The organism is Chitinibacter sp. ZOR0017, from assembly GCF_000799095.1.
GTDB lineage: Bacteria > Pseudomonadota > Gammaproteobacteria > Burkholderiales > Chitinibacteraceae > Chitinibacter > Chitinibacter tainanensis.
Genome location: NZ_JTLG01000002.1, coordinates 12,108 through 28,944, shown reverse-complemented (window position 1 = coordinate 28,944; position 16,837 = coordinate 12,108). Strand labels below are relative to the sequence as shown.

Annotated in this window: 18 protein-coding genes; 8 read left to right on the top strand and 10 right to left on the bottom strand. The window is 58.2% G+C overall.

Annotated elements, in window-relative coordinates; translation table 11 throughout:
- Window positions 1-67 precede the first annotated feature (67 nt).
- The 10 genes from L991_RS00300 to flhB all read right to left on the bottom strand — a co-directional run bounded on the left by L991_RS00300 (window position 68) and on the right by flhB (window position 10,978).
- Complete coding sequence (locus L991_RS00300; protein ID WP_028449590.1) at window positions 68-811, bottom strand: flagellar motor protein; 744 nt, start codon at window positions 809-811, stop codon at window positions 68-70.
- A complete protein-coding gene (locus L991_RS00295; protein WP_028449589.1) occupies window positions 812-1,552 on the bottom strand; it encodes an RNA polymerase sigma factor FliA in 741 nt (246 codons plus the stop codon).
- Window positions 1,553-1,590: 38 nt separating this feature from the next.
- A complete protein-coding gene (locus tag L991_RS16185) occupies window positions 1,591-2,166 on the bottom strand; it encodes an ABC-type transport auxiliary lipoprotein family protein (protein ID WP_052190445.1) in 576 nt (191 codons plus the stop codon).
- Window positions 2,163-3,209: an MlaD family protein gene (locus L991_RS00285; protein WP_047390863.1), complete on the bottom strand. Its 1,047-nt coding sequence runs from the start codon at window positions 3,207-3,209 to the stop codon at window positions 2,163-2,165. Before L991_RS00285 ends, L991_RS16185 begins: the two co-directional genes overlap by 4 nt.
- The gene (locus tag L991_RS00280; protein WP_231550454.1) at window positions 3,206-3,976 is read right to left on the bottom strand and encodes an ABC transporter ATP-binding protein; all 771 of its coding nucleotides are present in this window, start codon (window positions 3,974-3,976) and stop codon (window positions 3,206-3,208) included. The genes L991_RS00285 and L991_RS00280 overlap by 4 nt, the downstream gene beginning before the upstream one ends.
- A gap of 2 nt (window positions 3,977-3,978) precedes the next feature.
- Complete coding sequence (locus L991_RS00275; protein ID WP_047390856.1) at window positions 3,979-5,082, bottom strand: ABC transporter permease; 1,104 nt, start codon at window positions 5,080-5,082, stop codon at window positions 3,979-3,981.
- Window positions 5,075-5,965 (bottom strand): AAA family ATPase, encoded by an 891-nt coding sequence (locus tag L991_RS00270; protein WP_047390854.1) that lies wholly within the window; start codon window positions 5,963-5,965, stop codon window positions 5,075-5,077. The genes L991_RS00275 and L991_RS00270 overlap by 8 nt, the downstream gene beginning before the upstream one ends.
- Window positions 5,958-7,577 carry a flagellar biosynthesis protein FlhF gene (gene flhF, locus L991_RS00265; protein ID WP_047390851.1) on the bottom strand — a complete coding sequence of 540 codons (1,620 nt, stop codon included), beginning with the start codon at window positions 7,575-7,577 and terminating at the stop codon, window positions 5,958-5,960. The genes L991_RS00270 and flhF overlap by 8 nt, the downstream gene beginning before the upstream one ends.
- A gap of 115 nt (window positions 7,578-7,692) precedes the next feature.
- Window positions 7,693-9,777 (bottom strand): flagellar biosynthesis protein FlhA, encoded by a 2,085-nt coding sequence (gene flhA / locus L991_RS00260; protein WP_047390848.1) that lies wholly within the window; start codon window positions 9,775-9,777, stop codon window positions 7,693-7,695.
- A gap of 49 nt (window positions 9,778-9,826) precedes the next feature.
- Window positions 9,827-10,978, bottom strand: a complete 1,152-nt coding sequence (flhB, locus tag L991_RS00255) for a flagellar biosynthesis protein FlhB (RefSeq protein WP_047390845.1) — start codon at window positions 10,976-10,978, stop codon at window positions 9,827-9,829.
- A gap of 86 nt (window positions 10,979-11,064) precedes the next feature.
- On the opposite strand from flhB, the gene L991_RS00250 reads away from it, so the two are divergent.
- The 8 genes from L991_RS00250 to fliR all read left to right on the top strand — a co-directional run bounded on the left by L991_RS00250 (window position 11,065) and on the right by fliR (window position 16,796).
- Window positions 11,065-12,297: a flagellar hook-length control protein FliK gene (locus L991_RS00250; protein ID WP_047390843.1), complete on the top strand. Its 1,233-nt coding sequence runs from the start codon at window positions 11,065-11,067 to the stop codon at window positions 12,295-12,297.
- A gap of 152 nt (window positions 12,298-12,449) precedes the next feature.
- Complete coding sequence (locus L991_RS00245) at window positions 12,450-13,022, top strand: flagellar basal body-associated FliL family protein (RefSeq protein WP_052190444.1); 573 nt, start codon at window positions 12,450-12,452, stop codon at window positions 13,020-13,022.
- A 45-nt stretch (window positions 13,023-13,067) separates the two neighbouring features.
- Window positions 13,068-14,084, top strand: a complete 1,017-nt coding sequence (gene fliM / locus L991_RS00240) for a flagellar motor switch protein FliM (protein ID WP_028449580.1) — start codon at window positions 13,068-13,070, stop codon at window positions 14,082-14,084.
- The gene (fliN, locus tag L991_RS00235) at window positions 14,077-14,517 is read left to right on the top strand and encodes a flagellar motor switch protein FliN (RefSeq protein WP_028449579.1); all 441 of its coding nucleotides are present in this window, start codon (window positions 14,077-14,079) and stop codon (window positions 14,515-14,517) included. The genes fliM and fliN overlap by 8 nt, the downstream gene beginning before the upstream one ends.
- A 4-nt stretch (window positions 14,518-14,521) precedes the next feature.
- Window positions 14,522-14,983, top strand: a complete 462-nt coding sequence (fliO, locus tag L991_RS00230; RefSeq protein ID WP_052190443.1) for a flagellar biosynthetic protein FliO — start codon at window positions 14,522-14,524, stop codon at window positions 14,981-14,983.
- The gene (fliP, locus tag L991_RS00225; RefSeq protein WP_047390840.1) at window positions 14,973-15,731 is read left to right on the top strand and encodes a flagellar type III secretion system pore protein FliP; all 759 of its coding nucleotides are present in this window, start codon (window positions 14,973-14,975) and stop codon (window positions 15,729-15,731) included. The genes fliO and fliP overlap by 11 nt, the downstream gene beginning before the upstream one ends.
- 3 nt (window positions 15,732-15,734) lie before the next feature.
- Window positions 15,735-16,004 (top strand): flagellar biosynthesis protein FliQ, encoded by a 270-nt coding sequence (gene fliQ, locus L991_RS00220; protein ID WP_028449576.1) that lies wholly within the window; start codon window positions 15,735-15,737, stop codon window positions 16,002-16,004.
- Window positions 16,005-16,796 carry a flagellar biosynthetic protein FliR gene (fliR, locus tag L991_RS00215; protein ID WP_047390836.1) on the top strand — a complete coding sequence of 264 codons (792 nt, stop codon included), beginning with the start codon at window positions 16,005-16,007 and terminating at the stop codon, window positions 16,794-16,796. It abuts the gene before it with no gap.
- Window positions 16,797-16,837 lie beyond the last annotated feature (41 nt).

The window sequence follows — 16,837 nt, the reverse complement described above, 5'->3', positions numbered from 1 at the left end:
GTGGGGCTGGGGTATTGCGCTAAAAGTCTTGATGGGTAATGCTTTTAGAATAATACCTGCCCGGGTATTAGTGGTGCAGGAAACCTGCCAGCTTGTTTTCGAGTAGGCGCGGATTTTCGCCATTGGCGATGGTCACCAGCCCCTCGGCCACCATTTCACGTCGGCGCACTTCCAGCATCACATAATGCTTGAGCTTATTGGCGATCGGCAGCAGCAATAAGTTGGCCGCTCCCACGCCGTAGATGGTGGCCACAAAGGCCACGGCAATCCCGGCGCCCAGTTTGGATGGGTCGGTGAGGTTTTCCATCACGTGAATCAGCCCCAGTACCGCGCCCAAAATCCCGAAGGTGGGGCTGTAGCCGCCGGCGGACTCCCAGATTTTGATCGCGGCGCGGGCTTGGTCTTCGTAGGCATCGATATCCAGCTCCAGCGCGCGGCGCACGGTATCGGGCTCGGCGCCATCCACCACCATGGTGAGGCCGCGTTTCACAAACGGATCTTTTTCGCTATTGACGTAGGCTTCAAGCGCGAGCAAACCACCGCGACGAGCCTGCTGGCCCCAATTCATCAAGGTGGCGAGGATTTTGCGAAAATCCATATTCGGGGGGATAAAAATCCAGCGCAGCATTTTGATGCCGGCGACGAAATGGCGCATTTCGGTTTGCAGCATCACCGCTCCGGTGGTGCCACCGATCACGATCAGAAAGGCGGTAAATTGCACCAACGAGCCAATGTGCCCGCCTTCCAGCCAGTGGCCAAGCACAATGGCCGTCAGGCCGAGGATGATGCCAAATACACTGATTTTATCCATTTAACTCAGCCAGTCTTTGAGTTTGCTGCGCAAACGGGCCACCGCTTGCGCATGCAGTTGGCACACCCTTGATTCGGAAACGCCCAGTACGGCGCCGATTTCTTTTAGATTCAGCTCTTCGTCGTAATACAGCGCCATCAGCAGTTTTTCGCGCTCGGGCAAGAGGCCAATGGCTTCGATCAGCTGACCGCGAAAACGGCCGTCGCTCAGAATATCGATGGGGTTGGCTTTGTGATCGGCAGCATACTGATCGAGCTGATCATTATCGCCATCTTCTTCGAAATCTTCGTAATGCACCAGCTGATGGCCGCGGGCTTCGCCCAGCATGGCTTGATAATCGGCCAGCTCAATGCCCAGCTGGCGTGCCACTTCGCCCTCGGTGGGCGCGCGGCCTTGCTGTTGTTCCAGCGCGACAATCGCTTTTTCGATCTCGCGCATGTTTTTGCGCGCTTGCCGCGGGAGCCAGTCGGCGTTGCGCAGCTCATCGAGCATGGCGCCCCGAATGCGCTGGCTGGCAAAGGTTTCAAACAGCACGCCGGCTTCCGGATCAAAATTGCGCGCTGCTTCCATGAGCCCCATCAGGCCAACTTGAATCAAATCATCCACTTCCACGCTGGCCGGCAGCTTGCTCATCATGTGATAGGCAATTTTGCGCACCAAGGGCGCGTGCTGCTGCACGCGATCTTCTTCGCTGCTGCTTTGGGTGCTGCGATAAAGGGAGAGGGCGCGGTGAGCTGACATAAGACGGGTGAATTCAAATCGGCTTTTAGTGTAGCTGACTAATCCGCTTTTGACGAAGTCAGTTGTTGCTCTAATTGCGTCAGTGCGCGGCTCAGCGCTCGCTGCAGACCGGCGGCGGCGGCCTCAGGTTCGGCGCTGGCCAGTGCTTCACGGATCGCCAGCGGGTAGCTAAAGCTTTGCGTGCCGCGATGCAGCTGCAATTGCAGCTCCAGCACTGCGGCCGGCTGAGCCGGATCGCTCACATCGATATAGAGCGCGAGCAATTCGCCCTCCAAAAGCCAGCTGCTGGCGGCGCTGCCGGCGCTGGGCAGCACTTGGGCAAATAAACCGCTGCTGCGCAGCCATTGGCGTAGGTTTTGGCTCAGCTGTACTGGCGGTGGGGCAAGAAAACCGTGGTAGGGGTCGGCCACAAAGCGCTGCGCGGTTTCGCGATAAACCAGTGCGCTATCGCGAAAGGGCGGCGCGGCGCGCAGCTCTTGCACTTGCAGCGCGCCAAAACGGGCACTTTGGGCGCTGCCGGTGCGGCTAGCTTGCAGCAGAAAGTCCTGCCGCTCTGGTGGGGTAGAGCTGCAGGCAGTGCAGCACAGCAGCAACAAACAAAGCAGTTTTTTCATGGCTTAGGCGGCGTGTAACGCGGTGGATATTGATCAAACAGCAGCGAGCTGGGGCGTTGTTTGGCCTGTTCGCTCAGGGCTTTCAGATTGCTACTGGTGGCATTGAGATTATCGATGATTTGCTGCACATCGCCTTCGCGCTGGCCGCTCAGGCGATCTAGCCTAGCGGTAATGGCATCAAGCCGCGCCACGGTTTGGCTTAGCTCCGGCCCCGACAGTAGGCGATCAGCCGATTGGGCGGCGCTGGCCAGATGTCGCGCTGCCTGTTGTAGAGACGGATCAGCCAGCATCGTACCCAGCTGTTGATTGCTGGTGCGCACTTCCTGAATCAGGGCCGAGCTTTCACTGGCAATTTGCGCCAGAGGCAGGCCATTGACGGTGCGTAAGAGCTGGGTGCTTTGCCGGCTGAGATTAGCAGTATCGAGCTGATCAAGTTTGGTGTTGAGGGTGCGTAACGTCTGGTTAAAGAGCCCGATGGATTCATTCAGATCCAGTCGCTGCATTTTGGCCATCAGATCTTGGGCACTGCTCACCAGCTGATTCACCGTGCTATTGGCCGAGGGGATATATAAATTTTCGGGTTTCCACTGAATGGGCAGGGGCGGATTATCACGCGGGTTTTCGTAATCGATTTCCAGATAGCTGGTGCCGGTAAGGCCCTGCGGCGAAAGTTTAACCCGCAAGCCTTTGCTGATTTCGCGATTTAACTGCGCTTGTGCGCTCTCGCCCGCCGCCGGTTCGCCCAGAATGGCATGATCAAGCTGGGCTTCCACCAGGACATATTGCTGGCGCTGGGCCGCGGGCAGCTCGCCTTGATAGCGGCTGTAGGTAAAAGTAATGGCGGTGACTTCGCCGATCGCCACCCCGCGGTAACGCACTTTCGAGCCAATATCGAGGCCTTTTACCGATTCATTGAAGTAGGTTTCCAGCGTGCTGCGCGGTTGCCACCAGCGGCCACTGCCCACGCCGATCAGCAGGGCTGCGCCCAGCAAAATGGCGAGGATGATGAATAATCCTAAGCGAAAATATGACGGTTGCTTCATAACACACTCGCTGTGCCGGCGCGGGCGGGGCGCGCAGCGTGGAAAAAGTGGGCCACCCGTGGATCGCTAGCTGCCGCCAGTGCGGCCGGGGTGTCGATGGCCAGAATACCTTGGATGGATTTATCCAGCATGATGGCCCGATCGGCAATCGCCGCAATGCTGGCCAGCTCGTGGGTGACTACCACAATAGTTACGCCTTGCGTTTCGGCTAGCCGGCGGATCAGCTGATCCAGCTCGGCTGACGTGACCGGGTCAAGGCCAGCGGAGGGCTCATCCAGAAATAAAATCTGCGGGTCCAGCGCCATCGCCCGGGCGATGGCCGCGCGTTTTTGCATCCCGCCCGAAAGCTCAGCCGGGTAAAAATCAGCAAATTCTTCCAGCCCCACCAGCCGCAGCTTCAGGCGCGCCAAGGTATCGATGGCCGCAGTATCCAGCGGGCTGAAACTGCCGAGTGGGAGCTTGATATTATCCAAAATCGAGAGTGAGCCAAATAGCGCGCCGGATTGATACATCACACCAATCATCCGCAGTATCTGCTCGCGTGCCTGATTATCTGCGCCCACCAGCTCATTACCCTGGATGAGTATGCTGCCGGCCAGCGGTGGGTAGAGGCCAATCAGGTGTTTAAGCAGGGTGGATTTGCCGCAGCCCGAGCCGCCCAGAATGGTCACCACTTCGCCGGCTTGAATATCAAAATCCAGCTCGCGCAAAATCAGCCGCTCGCCCCAGCCACAACTTAATCCGCGCACCTGAATCGCTGGCTGCATGCTTACCATCCCAGGTGGTAGAACACCACCGCAAAGAGGCCGTCGGTCACCACCAGCAAGACCAAAATCTGCACCACTGCGCGGGTGGTCGAGGCACCGACGGCGCTGGCGCCATTGCCGGTGCTCAGCCCGCGCAAGCAACCCACCGAGGCCACCACCAGACCAAAGGCCACCGCTTTGATCAGCCCGGTAAGTATATCCAGCGGGGCCACTTGGCCGCTGAGCTGCGTCCAGAAGGTGGGCAAGGGAATTCCAAACCCTTGCAAGACGATGGCGCCACCCAACAGGGCAATCACTGAGGCCCAAATCGCCAGCAGCGGCAGCATCAGCGCGCCGGCTAGCAGACGCGGTAGCACCAGAAAATTCATGGGCCGGTAGCCAAAAGTGACTAAGGCGTTGATTTCTTCATTGACCTTCATGGTGCCGATTTCGGCGGCAAACGCCGCGCCGGTGCGCCCGGCGAGCACAATCGCGGTCATTAGCGGCCCCAATTCGCGCAGCACCGATAAACCGAGTAAGTTGGCGACAAAGACTTCCGCCCCGAATTGCCGCATCGGTATCGCCGATTGAAACGCCAGAATAATCCCGAGCAAAAACGCAATCAGGCTGATGATGGGCAGGGCATTGGCACCCACCTGCTCGCACTGGCGCCACAGCTCGGCACGGCGCAATAACTGTGGGCGACGCAAGGTGAGGGCGAAGGCGGCGGCGGCTTCGCCAATAAAACTGATTTGCTCGGCCAGATCATTGAGCCAGAGGCTACTGGCGCGGCCAAGGCGGCTGATCAGCGGTAGTTCGCCGGCTGGAGCGGGGATGTGTAGTGGCTGGCTGGGATTGAGCGCCTGTAAGAGGCGCTGGCCATCGGCTGAGAGATGCTGCAGTTGGGCGCCCGCTTGGCTTAACTCAAATAGCAAAGCGGCGCCGGCGCCATCCACGCGAGTGACGGCGGCTAAATCAAGGGTTTGGCCCTGCCAATCGATAGCACGGCAGGCAGGCCATAGCCGGCTGGTGCTGTGTAAAGTGAGCTCGCCGCTGATGGCGTAGCCCCCGGCGCGCAGCTGCAATGACTCGGCAATGGTCGTGTCGGCTGCGCTGGGCTTAGCCATGTTGCAGCCTTTCGCTGAGCAAGCGCGATGATTCCACCAGTCGGTGCACAAAATGACCCGGGCTGGCATTGATGGTAGTGGGGGGGATCCAGCGCAAGATCACATCTGCCAATTGTCGCAGAGCAATACTGGCCTCGGTATCGGGGTAGGCCTCCAGCACGCTGCGGCCTAAACGCATGGCGCGGTTGAGTTTGGCGTCTTCCGGCACAAAGCCGATCAGTTTGAGCTGCAGGCTGCCTAGGAACTGCTGGCATACACTGCGCAAGCGCTCAAACAGCGCCATGGCTTCGGTGAGATTATCCACCCGATTTACCAGCACCCGAAAATCGCGCCGCGCGTAATCGAGCGCCAGCTGTTTGATGGCGGCATAGGCGTCGGTGAGGGATTCGGCTCGATCCGAGAGCACAATCACCACATCGTCGGCCGCAAGGCTCAGACTCGGCATGCCGCTACCACCGGCTGGGCGGGTATCGAGCAGCAGATAATCCACATGCTCGGTCAGCGCTTCAAACTCGGCCGCCAGCCAGCTTTGCTCGGCTTCGTTGAGCTGGCTCATGCTGTGTGGGCGGCTGGCCAGCGGTAAAAGCTGGGCATTCAGCGGCGTATCGATCAGGCAATCTGCCAGTGTGGCCTCACGGCGCAAGACATGTTCAAGGGTAAAACCCTGCTGCAGATGCAGGCGGTTGGCGACGTTTTGTGCGCCGCTAAATTCATCCAGAATCATCACTTCACGCTGGCGTTCGGCCAGCGCGGCGGCCAGATGAATGACCAGCGTGGTGGTACCGGCGTCGCCGCGCCCGCCACACAGGCTGATGCTACGGCAGCTCACCGGGTTGACCAGTTGCCGGAGCCCGGCGGCCTGATCTTGCCAGCGTTTAGGCACGGCCCGCTCCCAGATTCAGGGTGAAATCGGTGGGGGTATCTTGCGTGCTCATAAAGAGCGGGTATTCATCCCGTTGCAGCTGAAACACGCTATTGTCCTGCTGGGTTTTAAAAGCCCGGTCGAGCAGGTAGCTGAGATTGGCGCGGTGCAGGTCTTCCGGTACGCGCTGGCCATTGGTCACAAACTGCAGCGGCAGGCGATGGCGAATTGCCACATCTAGGCTTCCGCCCAGCGCCACGGTTTCATCCAGCTTGGTCAGAATGCAGCCCAGCAAATGATGGTTGCGATAGCGCCGCGCAACATCATCCAGCGTGCCAGCATGGGCATTGGCCGCCAAGAGCAAGATGGTGCCGACATTGTCGTGCCCCAGCATGGCCAATTGCTCCCCAATGCGTTGGTCGCGCTGGCCCATCCCGACTGTATCAATCAGCACCAAGTGCCGCTCGGAAAGCTCGCCCAAGGTCAGTTGCAGATCGGTTTCGTCTTTGACCTCATGCACCGGCACGCCCAGAATACGGCCATAAATGCGCAGCTGATCATGCGCCCCGATCCGATAGCTATCGGTGGTGAGTAGGGCCACGGCTTGCGGCCCGTAGGTGAGTGCCGCGCGCGCCGCCAGTTTGGCCACTGTGGTGGTTTTGCCGACGCCAGTTGGGCCAATCAGGGCATACACCCCGCCGCGCGCAACCAGATCGTCATTCGGCCCGGTGGCTGGCAGATTATGTGCCAGCGCGGCTTTCACCCATTTGATGCCGGTATCCAGGCTCATGCCCGCCGGCATTTTGTCAATCAATTGCCGCGAGAGGGCGGCGCAAAAACCCGCGCCGAGTAAGAGGCGCAGGATTTCGAGTTTTTCCGGCGCGTGCTTGCTCAGCTCGCCCCAGGCCATGCCGGCCATCTGGCTTTCCAGTAGGCCACGCAACATGCGGATTTCGCGCGCGATATCCTGCATGGCCTCTTGGTCGATGTTGTTTTGGGGCGCTGCCGGTTCGTCTTCAAAACTAAATACGGGCAGCGGTTTGCTCGGCTCGGCCGCCGGGCGCCGTGGCGGTGGGGCTGGGCGCGCAGCGGTGGCCGTCGGGCGTTCTGGCGCTGGCGGTACTGCGCGCTCACTGCGCTGGGTGGCAAATTCGGTAAAGGGCACTTCCTGCCGCGCCGCTGGCTCAGTACGTGAGCTCGGTTGGGCCTCGCTGCGGGTGCTGAGATGTGGCTCTGGGCGCGACTCGACCGAGTCAAGGCGCGGTTGGCGATTGCTGCGCAGCACCGAGGGCGGCTCGTACGGGCTGTCGTCCAGTTCTTCCGGCGTTTCGTCGTCAGGGATGGCGTACGAGCGGGCCAGCGCTTTGGCAATGCCTGGGCGTGGTGCTTCCGTTTGCGCACTACTCATCAGGCGGGCGCCATTTTGCGCTGCACGCGGGCTGGGCTTAGGCGGTGCGCTGACCGTTTGTACATTGGTGAGCGCGGCAACATCGGCATCGGCGACGGCCATGATTTCGATCCCGCCGCCGGCCACTTGCCGGTTGGACAGGATAAGCGCGTCCGGACCCAGTTCATCACGAACTTGGCGTAGGGCTTCGCGGGTGGTGGCACCGAAGAATTTTTTGACGACCATAGCGGCAGATTATCGCTGTTGCCGCGCAACTGCACAATTGATCTGCGGTGGTCGCGTCAGTTTTACGGCTGAATGTTGCAAGAATTCAGCAGTAAAACAGCGTCTTAGCCGGCGCTTAGCCATTGGCACCCAGCACGCCAATGATGCGCAAGGTCTTCGATTCGGGGATTTCGGTGTGCGCAATCACCCGTAAATTCGGGATTGAGCGCTTTAAAAAGCGCGAAAGCATCGGCCGCAACTGGGCCGGCGTGATGATCACCGGATTGATACCTTGCATTTCTAGCTGCTCGGAGAGTTGCGCCGCTTGCTGTAGTAGGCGCTCGGCCAGCCCCGGCTCCAGCCCCCCTGGCGAGCGGCCGCTGGCGGCCGAGAGCAGGATATTTTCTAGTTGGGGCTCTAATGCCACCACTTGTAGCTCGTTTTCACCCGGGAAAAGCTGATGCACGATGGCGCGGCCCAGCGCCACCCGGACCATTGAGGTGAGCTCGTCCAGATCTTGGGTGCGGGCGACTGACTCGCCCAGTGTTTCCAGAATGGTGCGCATATCGCGGATATGCAGCCCATCTTCCAGCAGGTTTTGCAGCACTTTTTGCAGCGTACCAATCGCCACCACTTTAGGTACCAGCTCTTCCACCAGCTTGGGCGATTCTTTGCTGAAATGATCGAGTAGGGCTTGAACTTCTTCGCGCCCGAGTAGCTCGGCGGCGTGGGATTGCAGAATATTCGAGATGTGTGTGCCAACCACGGTGGAGGCATCGACCACGGTGTAGCCCATGGCTTGGGCCTGATCGCGATAACTGCTATCTACCCAGATGGCGGGTAGGCCAAAGGTTGGATCGGTGGTAGCGGTGCCGGGCAAATTGCCGGCGGCATTACCCGGATTGATGGCCAGCCACTGGCCAACAAACGCTTCGCCCAACCCCACGTCGACGCCTTTGAGCTGAATGCGGTATTGATTGGGTCGCAGCTCAAGGTTGTCGCGGATATGGACGGCCGGCACCAAAAAGCCCAGCTCTTGCGCGATTTTTTTGCGGATGCCGCGTATGCGGCGCAGCAATTCGCCATCCTGATTGCGATCCACCAGCGGAATAAGCCGGTAGCCTACTTCCAGCCCGACCGGGTCAACGGCTTGCACATCCGCCCAGCTGACTTCCTGTAGCGGCGCTTCGGCCGGTGAGGCGGGGGCAGTGCCAGGCGCAGGCGCGCCACCTCCACCGCCGCCGCTGGCCGCGAGGAGGTCTTTCTGTTTTTGCTGGTCAGCCCACCAGGCCAGGCTGCCGGCCAGGACGGCCATCAGCAGAAAGGCGAAATGGGGCATGCCAGGAATGATGCCCAAAACCGCCAGCACCCCCGCCGTGACATACAGCACCTGCGAGCGGGCAAACAGCTGGTTGAGCATCTGTTGCGACAGATCTTGCTCGGTGCCCACCCGCGACACCACGATGCCGGCGGCGACTGAAATCACCAGTGCAGGCACTTGCGCCACCAAGCCATCACCAATGGTCAGCATGGTGTAGGTACGGGCGGCTTCAGCAAAAGGCAGATCGTGTTGCAGCATGCCGACCAGCATCCCGCCCACCAGATTGATTACCATCACCAGAATGCCGGCGATCGCATCGCCGCGGACGAATTTACTCGCACCATCCATCGAGCCGAAGAAATTCGCTTCATCGGAAATTTCGGTGCGGCGGCGGCGGGCTTCTTCTTCGCCAATCAGACCGGCATTCAGATCGGCGTCGATCGCCATCTGTTTGCCGGGCATCGCATCCAGCGTAAAGCGCGCCGACACCTCGGCAATCCGGCCGGCACCTTTGGTGATCACCACAAAGTTAATGATGGTCAGAATAATAAAAGCCACGATCCCGACTGCGACATTATCGCCAATCAGCACATGGCCAAAGGCTTCGATGACTTTACCGGCCGCGTCCCCGCCAGCGTGGCCCTCGGTGAGCACCAGCTTGGTCGAGGCTACATTCAGCGATAGCCGCAGCAGCGTGGTGACCAGTAGCACGGTGGGGAAGCTGGAGAATTCCAGCGGCTTGTGCGTATACATGCTCACCATCAGCACAATGACCGACAGCGCAATATTGAAAGTGAAAAAGAAATCGAGCAGCAGCGGCGGCAACGGCAGAATCATCATGCCGAGCACCATGAGCACCAGCGCGGGTGCGGCCAAACGAGTCAGGTTAATGGACTGCATTTCTAATACGGGCTACCTGTATGGCTTGCTGCGCCTTATTGAATATAGCTTAGGGCGATATACCCTGGTTTTCATTTTCGGGGTCTAGCTCGGGTGGTACGGGCAAGTCGGTATTCAGTACCGGCTCAAAGCCGCCCTCGCGCCGGTAGAGATCCAGCTGGTAAATGTAGGCCAGCACCTCTGCGGTGGCAGTATACAGCGCGCTGGGAATTTCTTCGCCCAAGTCGGCATGATGATACAGCGCGCGCGCAAAAGGTGGCGTACGCAACACGGCCACTTTATTGTCTTTGGCGATTTCGATAATGCGCTCAGCGAGTAGAAAAGCGCCTTTGGCCACCACGATGGGCGCACGCATTTTGCTGTCGTAGCGGATGGCCACCGCATAGTGAGTTGGGTTGGTGACCACCACATTGGCTTTCGGAATCTCGGCCATCATCCGTTTGCGCGCCGCTTCACGCTGTAACTGGCGAATCCGCGCTTTCACGTGCGGATCACCCTCGGCTTCTTTGTGTTCCTGCCGCACTTCTTCTTTGGTCATCCGCAGGCCTTTGTAGTAATCCCAAAGCTGATAAGGCACATCAATCAACACAATCACCGCCATGGCCGCGATCACCAGCAGCAGTGTGTGGCGGGTCATCTGCCAGAGCATGCCAAAGCCCGAGTCGGCGGGCATGACCAGGAGCTGGATAAAATCGGCGCGCTCTTGCCACATCAGCCACGCGGCAACGCCACCGATCAGTGCAGATTTAAGAATGGTTTTGATGGTTTCGACGATGGTGCGCGGCGAAAACATCCGGCCAATCCCGCTCATGGGGTTGAGGCGGCCAAAATTGGGTGTGAGTGCCTCGCCGCTAAATAGCCAGCCCCCGATCAGCATGGGGGTCAGAATGGTGACCAGTACCACCGCGCCAAAAATCGGTAGCAAGGCGATGATGGCGATTTTGCCCAGGGCAAACAACATTTCTCCCATCGCCGCGGTGCTAATCAGCTGCTGGCGCTGAAAACTCAGCGCTGTGACCATGATTTCTTTCATGGCCGCATAAAGATCCGGCCCGGTAAAGATGATCGCCACCAAGCCCACCAGCAAGGTGGCAAAGGTGGTGAGTTCGTGCGAGCGCGGCACCTGGCCCTTTTTGCGGGCTTCATCCAGCCGCCGCTGGGACGCCGGTTCGGTGCGTTCGAGATCTGAATCTTCTGCCATGCCGGCAGTGTATCACTGAGGGCTGATTTCGAGCTTGGCATCAACTTTGCTTGAAGGGGGCTGACTCTTTTTTGTGGTGTCCGATCATGGCGGCAAATACCTCAAACACCATTTCAGCGCTCACCGCTACACCGAGCAATACCGGTGGCAAAACCACGCGCGATAACGGCAAGGCCGGCGCGGTGGAATTTGGCGCGCAATTACGTAACGAGCTGGGCAAGCAGCGCGAGCCGCAAGCCAACGAAAGCCGTGAAAAATCAGCGGCCGAGACTGCAACTAAAACCGAGCCCAAACCGGTAGAAAACCAGGCGACCAAGCCGGCGGATAAAGCGGCCAATCAAGTCGCAGCCAATGAGCCAAGCCCCGCTGAGCAAGCGGTTGCAGCGGCCAATACGGTGGTGGATCCGAATGTGGCCGCCTTGCTGGCCGCGGCCAATTTGCACGCGCTGAATAAAAACCTGCCACAGCTCAATCCGGCGACTCAAGCTGAGGCTGCCAATGATCTGGCTGGCGAAGCTGGCGCATTGAATCTGTTGGGCGCAAATGGTTTGCCCGCCAACCCTGAAGCCGCGCAGACTGAGGAACCTAGCCTGAATGCGGCAGTCAATGGCTTACTCAATGGCCAAAATCAACGCCCGCAGCAAGGTGATGCAGCGGCAAAGATTGCCGTTGAGGCGGGCAATGGATTGCCGCTAAACGGGGCTGCGGCAAAAGGGGACCCAGCTGGTTTGGGCGAGTTTGGCCAGCAATTGCAAACCGCGCTGCAGGCCGCGCCCGCGCCGGTGAATGCCAATCCGCAGCATCTGCAAGCGGCGAGCCATAACACCGCTACGCCAGTGCCTAGCCATTATGTGGCTACGCCGGTGAATGATCCGCGCTGGGGCGATGCGGTGGCGCAGCGGGTGAGCCTGATGCTGGGCAAGCAAGAACAGCAGATTCAAATGCAGCTTAATCCGCCGAATCTGGGGCCGATGGAAGTGCAGCTGAATCTGGGGGGCGAGCAGGCGAGCGTGGTGTTTACTTCGCAGCAAGCCGCCGTACGTGAGGCTTTGGCGGCGGCCACACCGAAGCTGACGGCGCTGCTCGCCGATCAGGGGATTGTGCTCAATAACGTGCAGGTGGCTTCGGAATCTTTACAGCAGCAACAACAAAACGCTTTTGCCCAGCAGCAAAGCCAGCAACGGCAGTCATCTGGCCAGCCTGCGCTGCCTTATGGTCAGCTGGACGCCGCGAATGGCAGCCAAGTGCTTGATCGGGTGATTAATTTAAGCGATGTACGGGTGCCGGGCGGCAGTACGCGAGTGAGTCTATTTGTCTAGTTTTGCAATGTGTTACCTGAAAAATGCTTGCTTAGCGCTTGTTTTATAGTATCTTTTGCAGTAGTGGTCGAAAATGCCTCAGCATCGCTGGGGTATTTTTGCATTCGACCAAACGACCAGTTTCATCCTTTTGCTTCATGAGGCAGTAATCTATGTCTGACGCCAAAGCAGCAGCGCCTGCGGATGCCGCGCCAAAGCCCAAGAAAAACATCCTGCTGATCATCGTGATCGCCCTGTTGGTGTTGATTCTGGTCGTGGGTGGATTGCTGGCCTTCTTCATCCTGCGCACGCCGGCCGAAGGGCATGCCGATGAAGCGGTGGCCGAAGCTAACGCGGCCGCTGAGGCAGAAAAGAAAGAAAAAGAGAAAAAGAAAAAAGAGAAGGAAAAAGAAGGGCATCACGCCCCGGTGTTTGACAAGCTGCAAGATCAGCCCTTTACCGTCAATCTGGCGGGTGATACGGGCGCCGTACTGCAAGTGCAAATCATGGTTGAGCTGGCCGAAGAGGCCGACAAGCAGCGCCTGAAAGATTTCCAGCCCAAGGTGCTTGATACCGTGGGTCGTTTGTTGCGGTCGAAAAACTTGGAAGAAATCAAAACCGCGAAGGGGCAGGAAGACCTCGCCCGCGAAATTCGCGAGCAACTGAACGTCATTCTGGAGGCGGAAGCCAAGGATGAAGGGGTGTTGAGCGTGAACTTCACGCAGTTCTTTTATCAAGAAAATTGATAAGAGCTCGATAAGTAGTTAAGCAAAGGCAGATAGAGCGAAAACATGGCTGACGATATTCTTTCCCAGGAAGAAGTCGACGCGCTGCTGCGGGGGGTAACGGGCGAGCAGGACGAGGTCGAAGAGGAAATCGACCCGCATGCGGTCCGTGACTACGACATTGGCCGTCAGGAACGGATCGTTCGTGGCCGGATGCCGACGCTCGAGATCATCAACGAGCGTTTTGCCCGTAATTTGCGCATTGCCTTGTTTAATTTCATGCGCCGCAATGCCGAGATTAGCGTCGGCCCGGTGCGGGTACAGAAATACAGCGAATTTATCCGCAATCTGGTGGTGCCCACCAATCTGAACATGATCCATATGAAGCCGCTGCGCGGCACGGGTCTGTTTATTTTTGATCCTGATTTCGTGTTTCTGGTGGTCGACAATCTGTTCGGCTCGGATGGCCGCTACCATGTGCGGGTGGAAGGGCGTGACTTCACGCCAACCGAGCAGCGCATTATTCAGCGACTGCTGGATGTGGTGTTTGAAGAGTTCCAGAAGGCTTGGCAGCCGGTATTCGAGTGCGAGTTTGCCTATGTGCGCTCGGAGATGAATACCCAGTTTGCCAATATTGCGACCCCCACCGAGGTGGTGGTGGCATATACCTTCAAAATCGAGCTGGGCGCGGGCGGTGGTGACTTCCACGTGTGCTTCCCGTATTCGATGCTGGAGCCGATTCGCGATTTGCTCTACAGCAGTATGCAGGCCGACCGGATCGAGGCTGACAATCGCTGGACCAATCTGATGCGCAAGCAGGTGCAGCATGCTGAGGTTGATCTGGTAGCCACGCTGGGGGAAACCAAAATCACCCTCGGCGACATCCTGAGTTTGAAAACCGGCGATGTTATTCCGTTGGATATCCCCGAAATCATTACCGCCACCGTGGACAGTGTGCCCGTGCTGGAGTGCACCTATGGTATTCTTCACAAGCAATACGCCCTGAAAGTGCAAAAGCTGATGAGTACAGCCGAATCACTGAGCGGGCAGGAAGACGAATCGCACGAGGAAGGCCATGGCTGACGAAAACAATCCAGCAGAAGAAAATCCAGAAGACATCATGGATGACTGGGCGGCAGCGCTGGCAGAGCAAGAAGTTGCCGATAGCAGCGGCGCCACCAGCGGCGGCAGCGATGCCCAGCCGGCCAATATTTTCCAATCGTTTGACGCTAACGCCGTCCCGGCCGGGGCCCCGAATAATATCGATATGATTCTCGATATTCCGGTGGCGCTTACGGTTGAGCTGGGCCGCACTAAAATCGCGATCCGCAATCTATTGCAGCTGGCACAGGGCTCGGTGGTTGAGCTTGATGGCTTGGCGGGTGAGCCGATGGATGTGTTGGTGAATGGCTGTCTGATTGCCCAGGGCGAGGTGGTGGTGGTGAATGAAAAATTCGGTATCCGCCTCACCGATATCATTACTCCAGCCGAGCGGATTCGCCGCCTGCATAAATAAACCGATGCGTATTTTGCCAATTTTAGTGAGCGGCAGCCTTAGCGGGCTGCCGTTGTCCGTTTGGGCCGCCGCCAGCGGCCCTGCCTTAGCCAGCAGCTCGCCGAGTGGCGTTGGCTCTTTGCTGCAGGTGATGCTGGCGCTGGGCTTTATTCTGTTGCTGATTGTGGGGGCGGCGTGGCTGGTGCGCCGATTCTCCCTCTTGCCACAAGGTTTGCAGGGGCCACTGAAAGTTGTGTCTGGCGTGATGGTCGGCCCACGTGAGCGGGTAGTAGTGGTGCAGGTGGATGGCCAGTGGCTGGTGCTGGGCGTGACTAGCCAGCAAATCAACCTACTGCACACGCTGAGCGAGCCACCAGAATTGCCCGCCGCAACGCCGGTGGCGCCGGCTTTTGCCCAGTGGCTGCAGGCAGCACTGGCCAAGCGCGGCATGAATGCCCAGTCGGATGGAGGCTCTGATGCGCGCTGATCGTGCTCGTTTATTACTAATACTACTGCTGGGTATATTGTCTCCCGCCTTGTTGGCGAACGAGTCGGCGGGTATACCCTTTATGACTTCAACGCAAACCGCGGGCGGGACGGCTTATTCGCTGCCGATTCAAACCCTGCTGTTTATGACCGCGCTGGGGTTTATTCCGGCCATCTTGCTGATGATGACCGCCTTTACCCGCATTGTGATCGTGTTATCGCTGCTGCGCCAAGCGCTGGGCACCATGCAAAGCCCGCCCAATCAGGTGATTGTGGGGCTGTCTTTATTCCTGACTTTTTTTGTGATGTCGCCGGTGTTCGACAAAATCTACACCACGGCTTATCAGCCTTATAGTGCCAACCAGATCAGTTTTAACGAAGCCCTGGATAAAGGCGCGGTGCCGCTCAAAGACTTTATGCTCAAGCAAACCCGGCAAAAAGATCTGGCCTTCTTTATCGAGGTGTCGGGGGCCAAAGCGCCGCAAGGGCCGGAAGATGTGAGCTTGCGGGTGCTGGTGCCGGCTTTTGTGACCAGTGAGCTGAAAACCGCGTTCCAGATTGGGTTTATGGTGATTATTCCTTTCCTGATTATTGATCTGGTGGTGGCCAGTATCTTGATGGGGATGGGGATGATGATGGTTTCGCCTGTGATGATTTCCTTGCCCTTCAAGCTGATGTTGTTTGTGCTGGTTGATGGCTGGACACTGCTGATGGGCTCGCTGGTGCAAAGCTTTTACGTGGGAGGCTAGCGCATGAGCCCGGAAATGGTCGTCACCCTGTTGCAAAAAGCCATGGAAGTCATGGTGCTGTTGTGTGGACCGGTATTGCTGGCCACGCTGGTGCTGGGTTTGCTGGTGAGTATTTTTCAGGCCGCCACCCAGATCAATGAGGCCACGCTGTCGTTTATCCCTAAGCTGCTGGTGGCTTTTGTGGTGCTGGTGCTGGCCGGACCATGGATGCTGGAGCTGATCATGGATTACACCATCCGTCTGTATCAGAGCATTCCGCAAGTGATTGGCTAAATGTGGGTTGTTACACAGGCGCAAATCGAGCTCTGGCTGGCGCTATTCTGGTGGCCATTTTTGCGCATTCTCGGCCTGATGCTGGCCGATCCGTTTTTCTCTAGCCGCCGTATTCCTATCCGCGTGCGGGTGCCCTTGGCGATTGCGCTGGCCATTGTGGTGGCGCCGGCGCTGCCGCCTATGCCCAGTGTGCCGGTGGTCTCGCCCGATGGCATGCTGATTGCCATGCGCGAGCTGCTGGTTGGGGTAGCGATGGGCTTTGTGATGCGGCTGACCTTTACCGCGGTGGAAATGGCCGGGCATCTGGCTGGTTTGCAGATGGGCTTGGGTTTTGCCTCATTTTACGATCCGCAAAATGCCAGCAATACGCTGGCGGTGGCGCAGCTCTTAAGTCTATTAATGCTGTTGATGTTTCTGGCGGTGAACGGCCATTTGCTGATGCTGCGCATCTTGCTGGAAAGCCTGATCCAGCTGCCGGTGGGGCAGGTGCAATTGAATGCGCGGGGTTTTGAGCTTTTGGCGCTGTATGGCGGGGTGATTTTTCGCACCGGGGTCTTGCTGTCTTTGCCGGTGCTGGCCGTGTTGCTGATTACCAATCTGGCCATCGGGGTAATGACCAAGGCCGCACCGCAGCTAAACGTTTTTGCGATTGGTTTTCCGCTCACCTTGGGAATTGGCTTTGCGGCCTTATATTATTCTTTGCCCCTGTTGGGGCCGCAAATCGAGACTTTGCTCGCCACCAGCAGCAAGGTGATTGCCCAGATCTTGCAGGCCTTTGGTCAGCCCAAATAAACCCGCGCATATCCTCTGGCAATCAGGCCCATTGAAAAATG